General features: G+C 71.0%; 20 protein-coding genes. 13 read left to right on the top strand and 7 right to left on the bottom strand.

Features of this window, described 5'->3' with window-relative positions; genetic code table 11:
* The first annotated feature begins 5 nt into the window (after positions 1-5).
* Together mnmA and F4560_RS25870 are read left to right on the top strand one after the other, a co-directional pair.
* Complete coding sequence (gene mnmA / locus F4560_RS25875; protein ID WP_184924043.1) at positions 6-1,091, top strand: tRNA 2-thiouridine(34) synthase MnmA; 1,086 nt, start codon at positions 6-8, stop codon at positions 1,089-1,091.
* A gap of 100 nt (positions 1,092-1,191) precedes the next feature.
* Positions 1,192-1,518 carry a hypothetical protein gene (locus tag F4560_RS25870; RefSeq protein WP_184924040.1) on the top strand — a complete coding sequence of 109 codons (327 nt, stop codon included), beginning with the start codon at positions 1,192-1,194 and terminating at the stop codon, positions 1,516-1,518.
* Here F4560_RS25870 and F4560_RS25865 read toward each other — a convergent pair.
* A complete protein-coding gene (locus F4560_RS25865) occupies positions 1,500-2,171 on the bottom strand; it encodes a hypothetical protein (RefSeq protein ID WP_184924038.1) in 672 nt (223 codons plus the stop codon). The genes F4560_RS25870 and F4560_RS25865 overlap by 19 nt on opposite strands.
* Positions 2,172-2,336: 165 nt before the next feature.
* Between F4560_RS25865 and F4560_RS25860 the strand changes: the two genes are divergently transcribed.
* Together F4560_RS25860 and F4560_RS25855 are read left to right on the top strand one after the other, a co-directional pair.
* The gene (locus F4560_RS25860) at positions 2,337-2,636 is read left to right on the top strand and encodes a hypothetical protein (RefSeq protein ID WP_184924037.1); all 300 of its coding nucleotides are present in this window, start codon (positions 2,337-2,339) and stop codon (positions 2,634-2,636) included.
* A gap of 65 nt (positions 2,637-2,701) precedes the next feature.
* The gene (locus F4560_RS25855) at positions 2,702-3,682 is read left to right on the top strand and encodes a sigma-70 family RNA polymerase sigma factor (protein ID WP_184924034.1); all 981 of its coding nucleotides are present in this window, start codon (positions 2,702-2,704) and stop codon (positions 3,680-3,682) included.
* Here F4560_RS25855 and F4560_RS25850 read toward each other — a convergent pair whose 3' ends face one another.
* Positions 3,683-4,555 (bottom strand): serine/threonine dehydratase, encoded by an 873-nt coding sequence (locus F4560_RS25850; protein WP_184924032.1) that lies wholly within the window; start codon positions 4,553-4,555, stop codon positions 3,683-3,685. It lies immediately after the preceding gene.
* A 19-nt stretch (positions 4,556-4,574) separates the two neighbouring features.
* Positions 4,575-5,081 carry a DUF6584 family protein gene (locus F4560_RS25845; RefSeq protein ID WP_184924030.1) on the bottom strand — a complete coding sequence of 169 codons (507 nt, stop codon included), beginning with the start codon at positions 5,079-5,081 and terminating at the stop codon, positions 4,575-4,577.
* Positions 5,082-5,122: 41 nt separating this feature from the next.
* On the opposite strand from F4560_RS25845, the gene F4560_RS25840 reads away from it, so the two are divergent.
* Both F4560_RS25840 and F4560_RS25835 read left to right on the top strand, forming a co-directional pair.
* Complete coding sequence (locus F4560_RS25840) at positions 5,123-6,295, top strand: hypothetical protein (RefSeq protein WP_184924028.1); 1,173 nt, start codon at positions 5,123-5,125, stop codon at positions 6,293-6,295.
* A gap of 66 nt (positions 6,296-6,361) precedes the next feature.
* Positions 6,362-6,751 carry a hypothetical protein gene (locus tag F4560_RS25835; RefSeq protein ID WP_184924026.1) on the top strand — a complete coding sequence of 130 codons (390 nt, stop codon included), beginning with the start codon at positions 6,362-6,364 and terminating at the stop codon, positions 6,749-6,751.
* Here F4560_RS25835 and paaI read toward each other — a convergent pair.
* Positions 6,714-7,127 (bottom strand): hydroxyphenylacetyl-CoA thioesterase PaaI, encoded by a 414-nt coding sequence (gene paaI, locus F4560_RS25830; RefSeq protein WP_184924024.1) that lies wholly within the window; start codon positions 7,125-7,127, stop codon positions 6,714-6,716. The two genes, F4560_RS25835 and paaI, sit on opposite strands and share 38 nt — an antisense overlap.
* Positions 7,128-7,150: 23 nt before the next feature.
* Here paaI and F4560_RS25825 point away from each other — a divergent pair, with 23 nt between their 5' ends.
* Positions 7,151-7,684, top strand: a complete 534-nt coding sequence (locus tag F4560_RS25825) for a cadmium resistance transporter (RefSeq protein WP_312869478.1) — start codon at positions 7,151-7,153, stop codon at positions 7,682-7,684.
* A 187-nt stretch (positions 7,685-7,871) separates the two neighbouring features.
* Positions 7,872-8,924, top strand: coding sequence for a methionine synthase (locus F4560_RS25820; protein ID WP_184924019.1), 1,053 nt, complete (start codon positions 7,872-7,874; stop codon positions 8,922-8,924).
* 229 nt (positions 8,925-9,153) lie between these two features.
* On the opposite strand, the gene F4560_RS25815 is transcribed toward F4560_RS25820, so the two are convergent.
* Positions 9,154-9,657 carry a GNAT family N-acetyltransferase gene (locus tag F4560_RS25815; protein ID WP_184924017.1) on the bottom strand — a complete coding sequence of 168 codons (504 nt, stop codon included), beginning with the start codon at positions 9,655-9,657 and terminating at the stop codon, positions 9,154-9,156.
* Between the two features lie 10 nt (positions 9,658-9,667).
* Positions 9,668-10,573 (bottom strand): LysR family transcriptional regulator, encoded by a 906-nt coding sequence (locus tag F4560_RS25810; RefSeq protein ID WP_184924015.1) that lies wholly within the window; start codon positions 10,571-10,573, stop codon positions 9,668-9,670.
* Between the two features lie 71 nt (positions 10,574-10,644).
* Between F4560_RS25810 and F4560_RS25805 the strand changes: the two genes are divergently transcribed.
* Genes F4560_RS25805 through F4560_RS25795 form a run of 3 tightly spaced genes read left to right on the top strand, consistent with a single transcriptional unit; the run spans position 10,645 to position 13,938 of the window.
* On the top strand, positions 10,645-11,274 hold the full coding sequence (locus F4560_RS25805) for a succinate dehydrogenase cytochrome b subunit (protein WP_312869477.1): 630 nt from the start codon (positions 10,645-10,647) through the stop codon (positions 11,272-11,274).
* A gap of 1 nt (position 11,275) precedes the next feature.
* Positions 11,276-13,195 (top strand): fumarate reductase/succinate dehydrogenase flavoprotein subunit, encoded by a 1,920-nt coding sequence (locus tag F4560_RS25800; protein ID WP_184924013.1) that lies wholly within the window; start codon positions 11,276-11,278, stop codon positions 13,193-13,195.
* On the top strand, positions 13,192-13,938 hold the full coding sequence (locus F4560_RS25795) for a succinate dehydrogenase/fumarate reductase iron-sulfur subunit (RefSeq protein WP_184924011.1): 747 nt from the start codon (positions 13,192-13,194) through the stop codon (positions 13,936-13,938). The genes F4560_RS25800 and F4560_RS25795 overlap by 4 nt, the downstream gene beginning before the upstream one ends.
* Here F4560_RS25795 and F4560_RS25790 read toward each other — a convergent pair.
* Positions 13,914-14,762 carry a YeiH family protein gene (locus tag F4560_RS25790; protein ID WP_184924009.1) on the bottom strand — a complete coding sequence of 283 codons (849 nt, stop codon included), beginning with the start codon at positions 14,760-14,762 and terminating at the stop codon, positions 13,914-13,916. The two genes, F4560_RS25795 and F4560_RS25790, sit on opposite strands and share 25 nt — an antisense overlap.
* 11 nt (positions 14,763-14,773) lie before the next feature.
* Between F4560_RS25790 and F4560_RS25785 the strand changes: the two genes are divergently transcribed.
* Entirely contained in the window at positions 14,774-15,664 is an 891-nt protein-coding gene (locus F4560_RS25785) for a LysR family transcriptional regulator (protein WP_184924008.1), read from the top strand.
* Entirely contained in the window at positions 15,661-16,344 is a 684-nt protein-coding gene (locus tag F4560_RS25780) for a hypothetical protein (RefSeq protein WP_184924006.1), read from the top strand. The genes F4560_RS25785 and F4560_RS25780 overlap by 4 nt, the downstream gene beginning before the upstream one ends.

Raw genomic sequence — 16,344 nt, 5'->3', positions numbered from 1 at the left:
CGGGTATGCGGGTGCTGGCGGCGATGAGCGGCGGGGTGGATTCCGCCGTGGCCGCGGCGCGGGCGGTCGATGCGGGCCACGAGGTGACCGGCGTGCACCTCGCGTTGTCGGCCAAGCCCGGCACGCTGCGCACCGGCGCCCGCGGCTGCTGCACCATCGAGGACGCCCGGGACGCGCGGCGCGCGGCGGACGTGCTCGGCATCCCGTTCTACGTCTGGGACTTCGCGGAGCGGTTCACCGAGGAGGTCGTGGACGAGTTCGTGGCCGAGTACGCGGCCGGCCGCACCCCGAACCCGTGCCTGCGGTGCAACGAGAAGATCAAGTTCGAGGCGTTGCTGGACAAGGCGATCGCGCTCGGCTTCGACGCGGTCTGCACCGGGCACTACGCCCGGTTGTCCACTGTGGATGGCGTGATCGAGCTGCGGCGCTCGGCCGACGACGGCAAGGACCAGTCGTACGTGCTGGCCTCGCTGACCCGCGAGCAGCTGGCGCACGCGATGTTCCCGCTGGGCGACTCGACGAAGGCGCGGGTGCGCGCCGAGGCCGCCGAGCGCGGGCTCCAGGTCGCGGAGAAGCCCGACAGCCACGACATCTGCTTCATCCCGGACGGCGACACGCAGGGCTTCCTGACCCGCAAGCTCGGCGAGCAGCCCGGCGTCCTGGTGGACGACGAGACCGGCGCCGTCCTCGGGCAGCACGTGGGCGTGCACGAGTTCACCGTCGGCCAGCGCAAGGGCCTGGGCATCGACGCGCCCGCGCCGGACGGACGGCCCCGGTACGTGCTGTCGCTGGAGCCCGTGAGCGGCACGGTGCGGGTCGGCGCGGCGGAGAAGCTCCAGGTGTCCGAGATCGTGGCGCGGCGGCCGGTGACCCGGATCGAGTTCGACGGTCCGGTGGAGTGCGTCGCCCAGGTGCGCGCGCACGGTGGCCTCGCGCCCGCAGTTGCCGAAGTCGTGGACGGCGAGCTGCTGGTCCGGCTGCGCGCGCCGTTGAGCGGTGTCGCGCCTGGTCAGGCGGTCGCGGTGTACCGGGAAGACCCGGTCGCGGGCGACCTCGTGCTGGCCAGCGCGACGATCAGCACCACCCGCTGACGGTAGGCGTCGTTGTTTTGTCGGTGTCGCCTGAGACACTGCGCATGTGCCGCATGACAACGCACGACGCCGGAGGTCGCTGGTGGATGTAGGGACCCGGGTGAGGGTGGTCGCGAGCAAGCTCGACCACCCGTCCGCGCAACGTCTCGACCCGGAGCAGTTCGAACGGCTGCGCGCGGAGGTCCGCACGCTGCGCTGGGTGGTGCGGGAGCGCCTGCACCGGCCCGAGTGGGCGGGGCTTATCGCCGAGGTGGAGGTCTTGGTCGAGCGGGTCGAGCTGTTGGACCCGGCGGCGCAGCGGGAGATCGAGGTGCCGCCGCAGGCGCGTGGCTCGGAGGAGCGCGTCGTGGAGTCTTTCGGGGATCGAGTGCGGTGCCGTCCCGCGGCGGGCGGTGGCGTCGGGGAAGGTCAGACGAGCGCGTTGTAGCCGGCCGCGGCGACGATGAGGGCGCAGTAGCCGGCCGACGCGAGTGCGACGGTCCGGCTGCGTCGCCGTTCGCTCCACGTGGTGGTGAGGGCCAAGGCCCAGGCCAGGGCCGGCAGCAGCAGGACGCCGTGCATGGCCACGCCGTGCGCGAGCTTCCACGAGCCGCCGCGTTCGGCGATCATCAGCCCGCCGAACGCCAACGCCGCCACGAGGGTCGTCGTGCCCACCCGCACGGCCAGTCGCATGCTCGGCGCGAGGTGCCGGGCGGTGAACGCGGTGACGGTCAGCGCGACCACCGACACGATGAGCATCACGCCGCCCGCCGTGAGCCCGCGGGTGACGACCTGGTCGAACGTCGTGGCCTCGTTGAAGTGCGACGGCACCCGCCGCCACGCCTGGAGCGTCGTCAGCGTCACCTCCAGCACGGAGGCGGCGGTGAACAGCCACACCCAGCCCGGACGCAGGCGCAGCCGTGCGCCGACCCACGCGTAGGTGGCGAGCGTGAGCCCGAACGACAGGCCGAACGTCACCGCCTTGCGCCACGACACCGGCCCTTCCCACGGACCGCCGTCCACGGCGAACACCACGAGGTGGACCAGGCCGGACAGGAACAGCAGCGCGGCCACCCGGTAGGCGAAGCGAGTCGACGTCATGCCATCAAGCGTGGTTCACGGTGCCGTGCCACCGCGTGGGGCGCAGAGCGGCACTACGACGTACGACTCGGAACGTAGGCGATGGCCGGTGCGATGAGTTTTCCCGACTTCCCGGATCTGTACCGGCAGGCGGCGGATGTCCCGCCGCGATACGGAGGGAAGCAGATGGGCTCGATGGTCGTGATTCGCTATGAGACGCGTGCCGAGGTGGCCGACGAGAACGAGCGGCTGGTGCGGCAGGTGTTCGCCCAGTTGGACGAGGGCCGACCGGAAGGCCTGCGCTATGCGACGTTCCGGCTGGCGGACGGCGTGACGTTCATGCACCTCGCGGTGTCCGAGGGGGAGACGAGCCCGCTGGTGGACCTGCCCGCGTTCAAGGAGTTCCAGGAAGCGCTCGGCGAACGGCTGGTCGACGGGGTGGACCGGTCCGCGGCCACCCTGGTCGGCTCTTACCGATTCGCGTAGGGCTTCCGCGCCGCCTGCCTGCCCGGTCGACGCGGGCAGGCAGGCGGGCGGTGAGAGGAGCAGTGGTGTCATCCACGACCCGGGCGGCGGACGAGGACTTCGTCACGGCCGCCGATCCGTTCCGGCGGGAGTTGCTGGCGCACTGCTACCGGATGCTCGGCTCGGTCCACGAGGCCGAGGACCTGGTCCAGGAGATCTACCTGCTGGCCTGGCGCGGCTACCCGAACTTCGAGGGACGGTCTTCGCTGCGCACCTGGCTGCACCGGATCGCGACCCGCGCGTGCCTCAAGGCGTTGGAACGCCGGGCCCGCCGTCCGATGCCGTCCGGGCTAGCCGGCCCCAGTGACGACCCGGAGGCCCCGTTGGCGCCGAAACAGCCCGAAATTCCGTGGTTGCAGCCGATCCCCGACGCGCTGTTCGGCTCCACGCCCGCAGACCCGGCGACGACCGTGGAATCGCGGCACATCACCCGTCTCGCGTTCGCCGCCGCCTTGCAGCACCTGTCACCGAGGCAACGGGCCGTGCTGCTGCTGCGTGACGTGCTGGCCTGGCGTGCGGCCGAGGTCGCCGAACTGCTCGGCACCACCACGGCGGCGGTCAACAGCGCGCTCCAGCGGGCCCGTGCGCGCCTCGCCGAGGCCGACCCGGCCGAGGACCAGGTCGTCCAGCCGACCGACCCGGACCGGCGCGCCCTGGTCGACCGGTACGCGACCGCGTTCGAGAACGCAGACATGCCGGGGCTGGTGCGGCTGCTGACCGAGGACGCGGTGCTGGAGATGCCGCCGATCCCCACCTGGTTCGCCGGCCGGACGAACGTCGAGCGGTTCCTGTCCACCCGGCTGCGCACCCCTGGCGCGATGCGGATGGTGCCCACTCAGGCCAACGGACAGCCCGCGTTCGGTGTCTACATGCGCGACGCGAAGGGCGAGCACTTGGCGCACGCGCTGATGGTGCTCACCCTCGCGGGCGCGGGCATCAGCCGGATCACCCTGTTCCACGACCCCGGCCTGTTCCCGGTGTTCCGCCTGCCGGACCACCTGGCGTGATCATGGGGTCCAGTCGGTGTTCGCGCCGCACAGCACGACGCACGGGAGGTCGCCTGGCACCCGACCGGCCAGCCACGCGGCGAACGGCACGGCCGCCGCCGGCTCGACGGCCAGCCGGAACTCCTCCCACAGCCGGTCCCGGGCGGCCAGGATCTCGTCGTCCGACACGAGCACCGACGTCACCGGGTGGGAGGAGAGGATCCCGAACGGAACGTCACCCACCCGAGTGGCGCCCAACGCGGACGCGGCGACCGAGTCCACCTCGGCGTCGACCGGCATTCCCGCCGCGAGCGCGTGGTGCAGGGCGCAGCAGTGCTCCGGCTCGACCGCGATCGTCGGCAGACCCGACGCCAGCGCCGTGCCCGCGGCCAACCCGCCGCCGCCGACCGCTACCGCGATCACGTCCACGTCCGGCGCGTCGGCGACCACCTCGGCCGCGACCGTGCCCTGACCTGCGACAACGATCGGGTCGTTGTACGCCTCAACGTAGAAGCCAGGCGCTTCGTGGGCCGCCACGACGGCCTGCGCGTACGTGTCGCCGTGCCGGATCAGCTTCGCGCCCGCGGCCTCGATCCGCCGGACCTTGCCCTCCGGCGCGCTCACCGGCACGTACACGGTGGCGTGCAGCCCGAGCAGTTGCGCGGCCTTCGCCACGCCCAGACCGTGGTTCCCGCCGGACGCCGTGACCACGCGATCAGGTGAACCGGCGGCGAGCAGGGTGTTCAGCGCTCCCCGGAGCTTGAACGAGCCGGTGAGCTGGAGGTGTTCGAGCTTGAGCACGATCGGCCGGCCGTCGACCTCCGTGCGCCACAACGGGGTGCGGCGGGCGTACGGGCGGATCCGGTCGGCGGCGGCGGTGACGTCGGCAGTCATCCCACCAGCATGCGCCCGTTCACCCGGTGAACCACCGGTAGACCCACATGACGAGGGTCACCGCGCCCACCACGAAGCACAGCAGCACGACCACCAAACCCAGCAGCACCAACGCATTCGTGCCCCACGACGAGTCGCGGTCGTCGGCCACCGCCAGTTCCGCGCGCAGCTGCGCGTTGGACGCGGACTGCAACGCCGCCAACCGTTCCCGTGCGGTCGGGGTGGCCGCGCCGGACTCGCCGCTCACCCAGTTCAACGCCCCCAGCCGGGCCAGCGGCGTGCGGTACGCGCGTTCGAACGCCGCCACTTCCGCCTCGTCGCGCACCTCGGACAGGTAGCTCCAGCGGCCGGCCTGGGCCGCGTCGCCGAGCAAGCGGCACACGGCCGCCAGGCGGTCGCGCAGGTCCAGCCGGTCGGGGAAGCTCGTGACCAGCCCGATCAGGCGTTGCCGCGCGCGCAGCACGCTGGCGAGGTCACCGCGCTCGACCTCTTCGGCGGCTTTGCGGAGGGTCAGCTCGACCGGCATGAGCGACATCGTCCCAGCCCCGGCAACCGTAGTATCGGCGGGTGATCGCGGTGTCGGTGGTGACCTTCGGCCTCGCCTGGTGGCTCGGCCTCTACCTGCTCGTGCGCGATCCCCGGAAACCGCTGCTCCAGCGTGCCTCGATCGGGTTGCTCAACTACGCGCTGGTGCTCGTCCTGCCGGTGCCGCCGATGCTGTTGGCGGTGTCCGCGGTGGCGTGGACGGGTGTGGTCGTGTGCTGGCTGCCGGTGCGTTATGAGCGTTGGTGGCGGTGGAGCGCGCTGCCGTTGCTGGTGGCGGCTTACTTCGCGCCGTTCGTGGTGCTGGTGCCGTTGGCCGCCGCTCTGGTGCTGTGTCTGCGGTTGCGGCGGGCGTTGCTGGGCGCGGCGACGATCCTGTTCGGCCTGAGCTGCGCGGTGGTGGCGGTGGACGTGCTGCCCGAGGCGTTGGTGCTCGCGTCGGCGGGGGTCGACCTGCTGGTGTTCGGGGTGATCGTGGCCGTGGCGGACGCGTTCGACGAGGGCGAGGCGATCCGGGCGGACATGGTGCGCTCGCTGCTCACGTCGGCTGGGTTGGCGGGGGTGTTCGGCGGGCAGGTGGCGTTGTTCCTGGACGACCGGCTGCTGCCGCTGCTGTACGGGACGGTCGCCGCCGCGATCGCGGTGCAGGTGCTGGCCAACCCGCTGGCGTTGCTGGTGGACAAGGTGGCGGTGCCCGAGGTGGCCGCTTCGCGCGCCGAACTGCGTGACGCGGCCGAGGCGCTGCCCCGCCGTGCGCCGTTGGACAAGACCGAATTCGTGAAGCTGACCCGGCGCGCCCTGAGCAATTACGGCGACCTGGGCAAGCTGGTCGCCAGCCCGTTGACCGAATTGCCGGTGATCGACGCCCGGCTGGCCGCGCGGGGTGCGTCCGACCAACCGCTGGAACGTGCGGCGGAGTTGAAGTCGTTGTTGATGGAGAGCATTCTCCGGCTCAAACCTCGGGACGGCGAGTTCGGCACCAGCGACGAATGGCGGCACTACAACGCGCTGTACTTCTACTACGTGGTCGGCATCCGGCCGTACAGCATGCGGACCAAGCGCGAGGACCTCGATCCGGAGGCGCGGCGGGCGTTGGCGTGGTTCGTGAACCAGGTGCCGGAGCGGACGCTGCACAACTGGCAGAACGCGGGCGCTCGACTGGTGGCGGAAGACCTTTCAGCCCAGGTCGTGAGCTGAACACTGGCAGCCGTTGGCAGTGCTTGGCGTACCGATGGCAGTGGACCTGACCATAGCTTTTGGGCCATGACGACAACTCAGGCACCTCAGGTCCGCAACGACGGTCTGCTCCGCTTCGCCCTCAAGCTCGACGGTGTCGCCTCGGCCGGGCTCGGTCTGATGGCCCTGCTGTTCAACGACCTCCCGACGGGGTTGCCCCACGGGCTCGTGATCGGGCTCAGCGTGTTCCTGCTCGGCTATGGCGTCGGCGTTTTCATCCTCGGTCTGCGGCCCATTCGCCCACTGGTCGCGGTGGTGGTGATCGGCAATTCGGTGTGGGTGCTGGACAGCTTCCTGACCGCGTTCGCCGGGTGGTTCCCGGTGACCGGGCTGGGCGTTTTCCTGATCGTCGCCCAAGCGGTCGCCGTGCTCGGGTTCATCACCCTTCAGGTGCTGGGTCTGCGCCGTTCGGCCTGAGGGTCCGGCTCCGGCCGCGGAATTCGGCCACCACCTGGTCGCCACGGCGCACGGTGATGTCGTAGATACCGCTCCGGCCGAACCTGGCCCGCTCCACCGCTTCGGCCACCAACTCGTCTCCCGCGTGCACGGGGGCGATGAAATCGATCTCCGCCTGCGCCGCCACGGTCACCGAGCCGTGGCGGTTGCACGCGCAGGCGAAGGCCGTGTCGGCGAGCAGGAAGACGTAGCCGCCGTGGCCGATCCCGTGGCCGTTCACCATCAGGTCGGTGACCGTCATGGCGAGGCGGGCGGTGCCTTCGCCGAGTTCGAGCGCCCGGATGCCGAGCGCGGCCGACGCGGCGTCGTTGGCGAGCATGTCCGCGGGTCCGTTCATCCGTGCACTTTAAGGTTTCGCCGGTGCAGGACATCCTTCGCGCCGTCGGCTTGTTCGCGGTGACCAACGTGGACGACCTCGTGCTGCTGGCCTTGTTCTTCTCGCGGGGCGTGCCGGCGTGGCGGGTGGTGCTGGGCCAGTACCTGGGTTTCGTCGGCATCCTGGTGGTCGCGGTGGCCGCCGCTTGGGGTGCGTCGCTGCTGCCCGCGTCCGTGCTGCCGTGGCTGGGGCTGCTGCCGTTGGCGCTCGGGGTGAAGGCGGCGTGGCAGGCGTGGCGCGGCGGGGAGGACGCCGAACCGGTGGCGTCCGGCGCGCTCGGGGTGGCGGCGGTGACGTTCGCCAATGGCGGGGACAACATCGGGGTGTACGTGCCGGTGTTCGCCACCACCGGGATCACCGCGTACGTGATCGTCTTCCTGGTGCTGGTGGGCGTGTGGTGCGCGGCGGGGCGCTTCTTCGCGACCAGGCCGGTCGTCGCGCGGGCGCTGAGCCGTTGGGGGCACGTGGTGCTGCCGGTGGTGCTGATCGGGATCGGCGTGCTGATCCTGCTGGGCTGAGCTTGGGAGTGGTGCGGGAGCGTGGGGCGCGGCACGCCCCCACACCACGTCGTGGGCGGTGCCCCCTGGCGCTCTGGCCACTCTCGGCACCGACAACGTCACGTTAGGTGGTCTGGACCACACCGTCAATGGGTCTAGACCTTTTTGGTCCCGAACGGCCGAGTGGTCCGAGTGGGAGACTGTCCGGGTGGATGCCCTCCCTTGGTCCGCCGGCGCCGCAACCGGCATCGGCTCGCTACCCGGAACCGACCCCCAGGAGGCCGCCAGGATCGTTCTCGGCGAACTCCCGGACCTCCCTCACCTGCCCGAACTCCCGGCTCGAGGTGTCGGCGCGGACATGATCGGCCGCACCGCCGCGATCCTGGTCGACCTGCCGGTCGAGGTGGTGCCGAGCGGCTACCGGACTGCCGCGCACCCCGGTCGGCACCACCGGCGCGCGGTGGACCTGTTGCGCCGTGACCTGGACGCGTTCGAGGAGGCCGCCGAGCCCACGCCGCCGCGGGTGGTCAAGGTGCAGGTCGCCGGACCGTGGACGCTCACCGCGAGCGTGGAGCTGATGCGCGGCCACCGGGTGCTGACGGACAAGGGCGCGCTGCGCGAGTTCACCGAGTCGCTCACGGAGGGGCTGAACCGGCACGTCGCCGAGGTCGCCAAGCGCACCGGCGCGAAGGTGGTCGTGCAGCTGGACGAGCCGGCGTTGCCCGCGGTGTTGAAGGGTCTGCTGCCGACGCCGTCGAAGCTGGGCACGGTCGCCGCCGTTCCGGGGCCGAACGCGCGTGCCGTGCTGCAAGCCGTGATCGAGGGCGTGGACGCGGACGTGATCGTGCACTGCTGTGCGCCGAAGCCGCCGATCACCTTGATCCGTGAGGCGGGTGCGCGCGGGATCTCGTTCGACCTGACGATCCTGGACGAGACGATGTGGGACGAGGTGGGCGAGGCGTGGGAGGCGCAGACCCAGCTGTTCCTGGGCCTGATCCCGAGCACCGACCCCACAACGCCGCGAACCGACCCCACACGTCCGCGCACCGACCCCAAAACGGCGCGCATCCTGAAATCCCTGGCCAACCCCGCCCTGACCCTGGCGGACCGCCTCGGCTTCCCCCGCACGATCCTCGCCACGCACGCCGTCCCGACCCCGACCTGCGGCATGGCCGGCGCGACCGAGAGCTGGCTCCGCCAAGCCCTGCCCCTCACCCGAGACCTGGCCAAGGCCTTCGCCGAACCCCCGGAAACCTGGTAACCCCCGCGCGAGTCGAACGCTCAGGCCCCGCGTGTCGAACCCCCAGACCCCGTGAGTCCTACGTTCAGGACCCGTGAGTCCTACGTTCGCGTACCCCGAATTCAACGCTCAGAACGTCGTGACGCCGCGGCCGGCTGTTCTGAGCGTTGAATTCGGGGGTCCTGAACGTAGGACACGGTGGTCCTGAACGTACGACTCACGGGTTCTGAACGTAGGACTCGCGCGGGGGTTAGAGGCGGGAGAAGGGTTCGGCGTACGTGAAAGGGCCGGTCAGGGCCGGGGTGTACGTGTTGAGCGTGCGGGCCTGGAAGTACGGGCCCCACTCTTCGGCCGACGGGGTGATGCCGAGGTCGGACGCCAGGCGGAAGCTGAAACGGGAGTAGTAGGCCGGGTCGCCCAGCAGCACGACCAAAGGTTCGTCAAGGGCGTCCGCGGCACCCAAAACGGCGTGCATCAACGCCGTGCCGACGCCGATCCGCTGGTGCGACGGCAGCACGCTCAAAGGACCCAACCCGAGCGCGGCCGAACCACCCACAGAAGCACGCGTGCACACCACGTGCCCGACCACCGCGCCATCCACCTCCGCCACCAGCGACAACGCCGGGATCCACCCGACGTCCGCACGCAGCGCCCCCACCAGCCACGCCTCCCCGCCCGGTCGCGCCGCGAAAGCGGCCTCGGTCACGGCATGAATGGCCTCGACATCGGCCGGCGTCTCGCGTCGGATCAGCACGGACCGGACCCTACGACCTCACCAGGTGCACTCCCAAAGGCATTTCCGCCCCACGCAGGAACCCCAGCAGCACGGTCTGGAACGCCCGGCTCGCGGACGTCGGCGCGACATCCGTCCGGTGCGCCAGAGCCACCGTCCGCGAAGTGCTCGGAGCCAACGGCGTGCTGTGCAACGACCGCGTGGCCAACACCGTGCTCGGCACGATCGCCACCCCCAACCCGACCTCCACGAACCGCAGCACGGCGTCCATCTCGCCGCCCTCCACCGCGAACCGCGGCTCGAACCCCGCCCGCCGACACGCCGTCAACGTCGTCTCCCGCAGGTCGTACCCCGGCCGGAACATCACCAACGGCTGGTCACGCAGGTCCGTCAACCGCATCCGCGGCACGCCCAACGGCTCCGCGGACGCGACCACCAGCTCCTCCCGCAGCACGGGCACCACGGTCAACGCCCGCTCCGCGTCCGCCGGCGACACGATCACCAGAGCCAGGTCCAGCTGCCCCGCCTCCAACGCCTGCACGAGGTCACGCGACCCGCCCTCCGTCACCGACACCTGGATCCCGGGGTACGCGTCGTGGTACCTCTTGATCACATCCGCGAACAGGCTGCCGCACAGGCTCGGCGTCGCACCCACCCGCACCCGCCCCCGCCGCAGCCCCACCAGCTCGGCCACCTCGAGCCGGGCCGCATCCACATCGGACAAGATCCGGCTCGCCACCGGCAGCAGGGCCTCACCGGCCGGCGTCAGCGTCACGTTCCCGCGCGCCCGGCTGAACAGCTCCGCCCCGAGCTCCTTCTCCAACGCGTGGATCTGCTTGGAAAGTGAGGGCTGCGCCACACGCGCCTCGGCGGCGGCCCGCGTGAAATGCCGAGTCCGGGCCACTGCCAGGAAGTACACGAGCTGCTGGAGCGTCATAGCCTCAGGCTATCTTCTGGCAACTAACGATGTATTGGACGACTTGTCACAGGTGTTCATAGCGTCACCCCGTGGACACGATCGGGCTCTACCGCACCACCATCGGCAAGAAGGCCGTCATGGCGGTCACCGGCGCCGCGCTGCTGCTGTTCATCGTCGCGCACATGATCGGGAACCTGGCGGTCTTCTCCGGCGCGGAGGCGATCGACGGCTACGGCCGCTTCCTGCGCGAGATCGGCGTGGTCTGGCCGATGCGGATCGGACTGCTGGGCGTCATCGCCCTGCACTTCCTCGCCGCCTACCAGTTGACCGTCAAGTCGCGGAAGGCGCGCGGCAAGTACGAGCACCGCAGACGCGTCCAGGGCAGCTACGCGGCCCGCACCATGCGCTGGGGTGGCGTGATCATCGCCCTGTTCGTGGTCTACCACCTGCTCGACCTCACCGTCGGGTGGGCCAACCCGCACGGCGTGCCCGGCGAGATCTACGCGAACGTGGTCGCCGACTTCCAGCTCTGGTACGTGGTGCTGGCGTACACAGTCGCCGTGGTGGCCTTGGGCTTCCACATCCGCCACGGCCTGTGGAGCGCCACCCAGACCCTGGGCATCACCACCTCGCGCGTGATCGGCCTCGGCGTGGCCGTGCTGATCTGCGCCGGGTTCCTCTCCGTTCCCTTCGCCGTCTTCACCGGATTGGTGAGCTGATATGCCGGACACCCACACCGAAGGTTCCCCGATCGCCGACCAGCGCGCGCCGGACGGTCCGATCGAATCGCGCTGGGACCGCCGCCGGTTCTCCGCCCGGCTGGTCAACCCCGCGAACCGGCGCAACCGCAGCGTCATCGTGGTCGGCACCGGTCTCGCGGGCGGCGCGGCGGCGGCGACGTTGGGCGAACTCGGCTACCAGGTCAAGTCGTTCTGCTACCAGGACAGCCCGCGCCGCGCCCACAGCATCGCGGCGCAGGGCGGCATCAACGCGGCCAAGAACTACCGCAACGACGGCGACAGCGTGCACCGCCTGTTCTACGACACCGTCAAGGGCGGCGACTTCCGGTCACGCGAGTCGAACGTGCACCGGTTGGCGCAGATCAGCACCGAGATCATCGACCAGTGCGTGGCGCAGGGCGTGCCGTTCGCCCGCGAGTACGGCGGTCTGCTCGACACCAGGTCCTTCGGCGGCGCGCAGGTCTCCCGCACGTTCTACGCCCGCGGCCAGACCGGGCAGCAACTCCTCTTGGGCGCCTACCAGGCGTTGGAACGCCAGATCGCCGCCGGCCGGGTCGAGATGCACGCCCGCACCGAGATGCTGGACCTGATCGTGGTGGACGGCCGCGCCCGCGGCATCGTCGTGCGCGACCTCGTCACCGGCGACGTGTCCACGCACTTCGCGGACGCCGTCGTGCTCGCCACCGGCGGCTACGGCAACGTGTTCCACCTGTCGACCAACGCCAAGGGCTGCAACACCACCGCGATCTGGCGGGCACACCGCCGCGGCGCGCTGTTCGCGAACCCGTGCTTCACCCAGATCCACCCGACGTGCATCCCGATCAGCGGCGACCACCAGTCGAAGCTGACGCTGATGAGCGAGTCCCTGCGCAACGACGGCCGCGTGTGGGTGCCGAAGGACGCGCAGGACACCCGCGCGCCGAACGACATCCCCGAGAGCGACCGGGACTACTTCCTGGAGCGGATGTACCCGAGCTTCGGCAACCTGGTTCCGCGTGACATCGCGTCCCGTGCGGCGAAGAACATCTCCGACGAGAAGCGCGGCGTCTACCTGGACTTCCGCGACGCCATCAAGCGTCTCGGCGCTCCCGCCGTGGAAGAGCGCTACGGGAACCTCTTCGAGATGTACCAGCGCATCACCGGCGACGACCCGTACAAGACGCCGATGCGCATCTACCCCGCCGTGCACTACACGATGGGCGGCCTGTGGGTCGACTACGACCTGCGTTCCACCATCCCCGGCCTGTACGTGATCGGTGAGGCGAACTTCTCCGACCACGGCGCGAACCGGCTGGGCGCGTCGGCGTTGATGCAGGGCTTGGCGGACGGCTACTTCGTGCTGCCCGGCGTGATCGGCGACTACCTGGCGGACGCGCCGTTCGAGGCCGTCGACGACAGCCACCCCGCCGTGGCCGACACGATGTCCGAGGTGCGCGGCCGGGTGACGACGCTGCTGGCCGTGAACGGCGACCGCACGGTGGAGTCGTTCCACCGCGAGCTGGGCCGGCTGATGTGGGACGAGTGCGGCATGGAGCGCGACGAGGCCGGGCTGCGCAAGGCGTTGGAGCGGATCCCGGAGCTGCGCACGGAGTTCTGGCAGCGGGTGAAGGTGCCCGGCACGGGTGAGCAGCTGAACCAGGAGCTGGAGAAGGCCGGCCGGGTCGCCGACTTCTTCGAGCTGGCGGAACTGATGTGCATCGACGCCCTGCACCGCGCCGAGTCGTGCGGCGGCCACTTCCGTGCGGAGAGCCAGACCCCGGACGGCGAAGCGCTGCGCGACGACGCCAACTACGCCTACGTGGCCGCGTGGGAGTACACGGGCGTGGGCCAGCCGCCCGTGCTCCACAAGGAAGAGCTCGCTTTCGAGCACGTCACCCCGAGCACGCGGAGTTATTCATGAAGCTGACTCTCCGGATCTGGCGGCAGAGCAGTGCCACCGGGCGGCTGGTGGACTACGTGATGGAAGACCTGTCGCCCGACATGTCGTTCCTCGAAATGCTGGACGTGCTCAACGAGCGGCTGATCACGTCCGGCGACGAGCCGGTGGCATTCGACCACGACTGCCGTGAAGGCATCTGCGGCATGTGCGGGTTGATGATCAACGGGATGGCGCACGGGCCGGAGAAGGCGACCACGGCGTGCCAGTTGCACCTTCGCCACTTCAAGGACGGCGACGTGGTGACCATCGAGCCGTGGCGGGCCGAGCCGTTCCCGGTGGTGCGCGACCTGGTGGTGGACCGGTCGGCGTTCGACAAGATCGTGGCGGCGGGCGGGTACATCAGCGTGCCGGCCGGGTCCGCGCCGGACGCCCACGCGACTCCGGTGCCCAAGCCGGACGCGGACACGGCGTTCGAGGCGGCGGCGTGCATCGGCTGCGGCGCGTGCGTGGCGGCTTGCCCCAACGGGTCCGGCATGTTGTTCACCGCCGCGAAGGCCACCCACCTCGGCGTGCTGCCGCAGGGCCAGCCGGAGCGGTACTCGCGGGCGCGGGACATGGTGGCCGAGCACGACGCGTTGGGGTTCGGCGGCTGCACGAACGCCGGCGAGTGCACGCCCGCGTGCCCCAAGGGCATTCCGCTGACCACGATCGCCCGCCTGAACGCCGACCTGCTGCGCGGTCACACCATCCGCAGCGACAGGTAACCCGTCCCGCACACGAGAAGCGTGGAGAGCAGCCCCAGGAGCAACGCCCTGGGGCTGATCCGCAGGAGCTTCTCGACGCGGACGGACGTGCCGAGACCGAACAGCGCGGCGGCCAGCACGACGGTCGTCACCGTCTTGGCCGGATCCAGGACGGCGGCCGGGATCAGCGGGCTGACCAGCATCAACGCTACGAAGCCGAGCAGGAAACCCAGCGGTGGACGGCTGCCGCGCGCGCCGACGAACGCCACGATGGGCGCGAGCAACGCCACCCGGCCGAGCTTCACCGCCATGGCCGTCGCCAGGCCGGACGCGGGCGCGGCGGCGGCCACCTGCGCGACCTCGTGCACGCTCAGCCCGATCCACTGCGGTGACGCGTTCAGCAGCGGCAACGCGATCATGGCCAGCGTGCCGTAGAGCGTGACCAGGGCGACGCTCGTGGCCACGTGCTCGTCCTCGCGGTCCACCACGCCCTCGACCGCCGCGATCGCCGACGCGCCGCAGATCGAGAAGCCACTGGCCACCAGGACGTAGAGCCCGCGCGGCAGCCGGAGGCGGCGGCCGAGCCACAGCGTGCCGAAGAACGTCACCGAGACCGTGACCAGCACCGCGACCAGAACGCCAGGTCCCACAGCGAGAAGTTGCGGAATGGACAGTTGCAGTCCGAGCAGCACCACTCCGGTGCGCAGCAGTTTCCGGGTGACGCCGCTGAGGTCCGGCAGGCGTGCACCGACCAGCACACCCAGGACCAACGCGGCTATCAGCACACCGTCCACCCTCGGCCTCGCCGACGGCTTCCGGTAGGCGGTCCCTCGCTCTGGGGTCATACCCTTGGGCTATGACCCCGGACCTCGAATCGTTGCGCCTGCTGGTGCTGGTGGGGGAGCTGGGCAGCCTCGGCCGGGCGGCGGAGGAGCTGGGCATCGCGCAGCCGTCGGCGAGCAAACGCTTGTCCACACTGGAACGTCGGCTCGGCCTGGTGCTCGTGGACCGGGGCCGGCGCGGGTCCGTGCTCACGCCGGCGGGCGTGGTGGTGACCGAGCGGGCACGGCGGGTGCTGGACGAGGTCGCCGGCCTGGTCGAGGGCGCGCGGGCGTTGCGGTCGGCGCGGGAGGCCGAGTTGCGGGTGGCGGCCAGCATGACCGTGGCCGAGCACCTCGCGCCGAGCTGGATCGGGGAGCTGCGGCGGGCCCGGCCGGACCTGCGGGTCGGACTGCGGGTGACCAACTCGGAAACGGTCGGCCAGCTCGTGCGTGACGGCGTCGTCGACCTCGGGTTCGTCGAGGCGCCAGGCCCGCTGCCAGGGCTTTCGTCACGGAAGGTGGCCGTGGACCGGCTCGCGGTCGTGGTCGCGCCAGGGCACCCGTGGACCCGTCGACGTCGTGAGGTGACGCCCGCGGAACTGGCCGCGACGCCGTTGGTGATGCGGGAGCGCGGCTCCGGTACCCGCGACACGCTGGACCGCGTGCTGCCGGACGCCTGCGCGCCCGCGTTGGAGCTCGGCTCGACCACGGCTGTGCGCGGCGCGGTGGTCGCGGGGGTGGCGCCGGCCGTGCTGAGCGTGCTCGCGGTAGCCCTCGACCTGGCCGACGGGCGGCTGGTCGAGGTGCCAGTGGCGCTCGACCTGCGCCGCGTGCTGCGCGCCGTGTGGCCGGCCGGACGGCGGTTGGTGGGACCCGCCGCGGAACTCCTCGCGGTGACCACCCGGCGTAGTTCAATGGGCGCATGAGCTGGTTCCGCCGACGCCGTACCGAACCCCAGCCCGAACCCGCGCCCCAGCCGGTGCCGCAGCCGGCGCCCGTCCACCTGCCCAACCCGGACGAGGCCGCGGTCGCGTTCTGGCAGGAGTGGTTCGAGCTGCTGCCGACCGTCAGCGCGGCCCTGGGCGACGGCGAACCGCACCGGGTGGAGGGCGAGATCGGCGCGCTGGTCGCCGACATGCACCCCGACCTGGACTTCTCCCTCGAACGCGGCCACCGGGCGATCTACGCGCTGGTGATCACCAGCCAGGAGGACCCGAAGCTCCGCCCCTACACGGACGCGTGGATCAACGCCGCGCCGCCCGAGGACATGATCTGGGAGTACCACGACTCGGTGCCGCCGGTGCCGGACCCGACCCAGGTCACGATCAACCTCGGCGCGCGCCGGATCCGGCTGGCCGACGTGCGGGTGGTGGCGCAGGTGTCGGACGGTCTGGTCGACGTCGCCGTGTACCACCCGGAGTTCACGAACCTGGACGACGCGGCACGGCAGACGATGACGTTCCTGCCGTTGGACGTCACGCTCGGTGAGCGGTTGGCCGGTGAACGGCTGGGCCGGGTCGAAACGGCGTCGACCGAGCCGGCGGGCACGATCGGCCTGCTGGAGTTCCGCGACCTGGTCCGGGCGATCGACGGGGACACCGCCTGA

The organism is Saccharothrix ecbatanensis (assembly GCF_014205015.1).
Taxonomy (GTDB): domain Bacteria; phylum Actinomycetota; class Actinomycetes; order Mycobacteriales; family Pseudonocardiaceae; genus Actinosynnema; species Actinosynnema ecbatanense.
Note: the sequence above shows the minus strand (reverse complement) of the source record. Positions and strands in the feature narration are given on the sequence as shown.

Excerpts from the sequence above, each read along its gene's own strand:
- F4560_RS25835 (WP_184924026.1), top strand. The coding sequence starts at position 6,362 with ATGACGACAACTCAGGCACCTCAGGTCCGCAACGACGGTCTGCTCCGC.
- F4560_RS25865 (WP_184924038.1), bottom strand. The coding sequence starts at position 2,171 with ATGACGTCGACTCGCTTCGCCTACCGGGTGGCCGCGCTGCTGTTCCTG.
- F4560_RS25780 (WP_184924006.1), top strand. The coding sequence starts at position 15,661 with ATGAGCTGGTTCCGCCGACGCCGTACCGAACCCCAGCCCGAACCCGCG.
- mnmA (WP_184924043.1), top strand. The coding sequence starts at position 6 with ATGCGGGTGCTGGCGGCGATGAGCGGCGGGGTGGATTCCGCCGTGGCC.
- F4560_RS25795 (WP_184924011.1), top strand. The coding sequence starts at position 13,192 with ATGAAGCTGACTCTCCGGATCTGGCGGCAGAGCAGTGCCACCGGGCGG.
- F4560_RS25810 (WP_184924015.1), bottom strand. The coding sequence starts at position 10,573 with ATGACGCTCCAGCAGCTCGTGTACTTCCTGGCAGTGGCCCGGACTCGG.
- paaI (WP_184924024.1), bottom strand. The coding sequence starts at position 7,127 with ATGAACGGACCCGCGGACATGCTCGCCAACGACGCCGCGTCGGCCGCG.
- F4560_RS25790 (WP_184924009.1), bottom strand. The coding sequence starts at position 14,762 with ATGACCCCAGAGCGAGGGACCGCCTACCGGAAGCCGTCGGCGAGGCCG.
- F4560_RS25785 (WP_184924008.1), top strand. The coding sequence starts at position 14,774 with ATGACCCCGGACCTCGAATCGTTGCGCCTGCTGGTGCTGGTGGGGGAG.
- F4560_RS25845 (WP_184924030.1), bottom strand. The coding sequence starts at position 5,081 with ATGCCGGTCGAGCTGACCCTCCGCAAAGCCGCCGAAGAGGTCGAGCGC.
- F4560_RS25800 (WP_184924013.1), top strand. The coding sequence starts at position 11,276 with ATGCCGGACACCCACACCGAAGGTTCCCCGATCGCCGACCAGCGCGCG.
- F4560_RS25860 (WP_184924037.1), top strand. The coding sequence starts at position 2,337 with ATGGGCTCGATGGTCGTGATTCGCTATGAGACGCGTGCCGAGGTGGCC.
- F4560_RS25850 (WP_184924032.1), bottom strand. The coding sequence starts at position 4,555 with ATGACTGCCGACGTCACCGCCGCCGCCGACCGGATCCGCCCGTACGCC.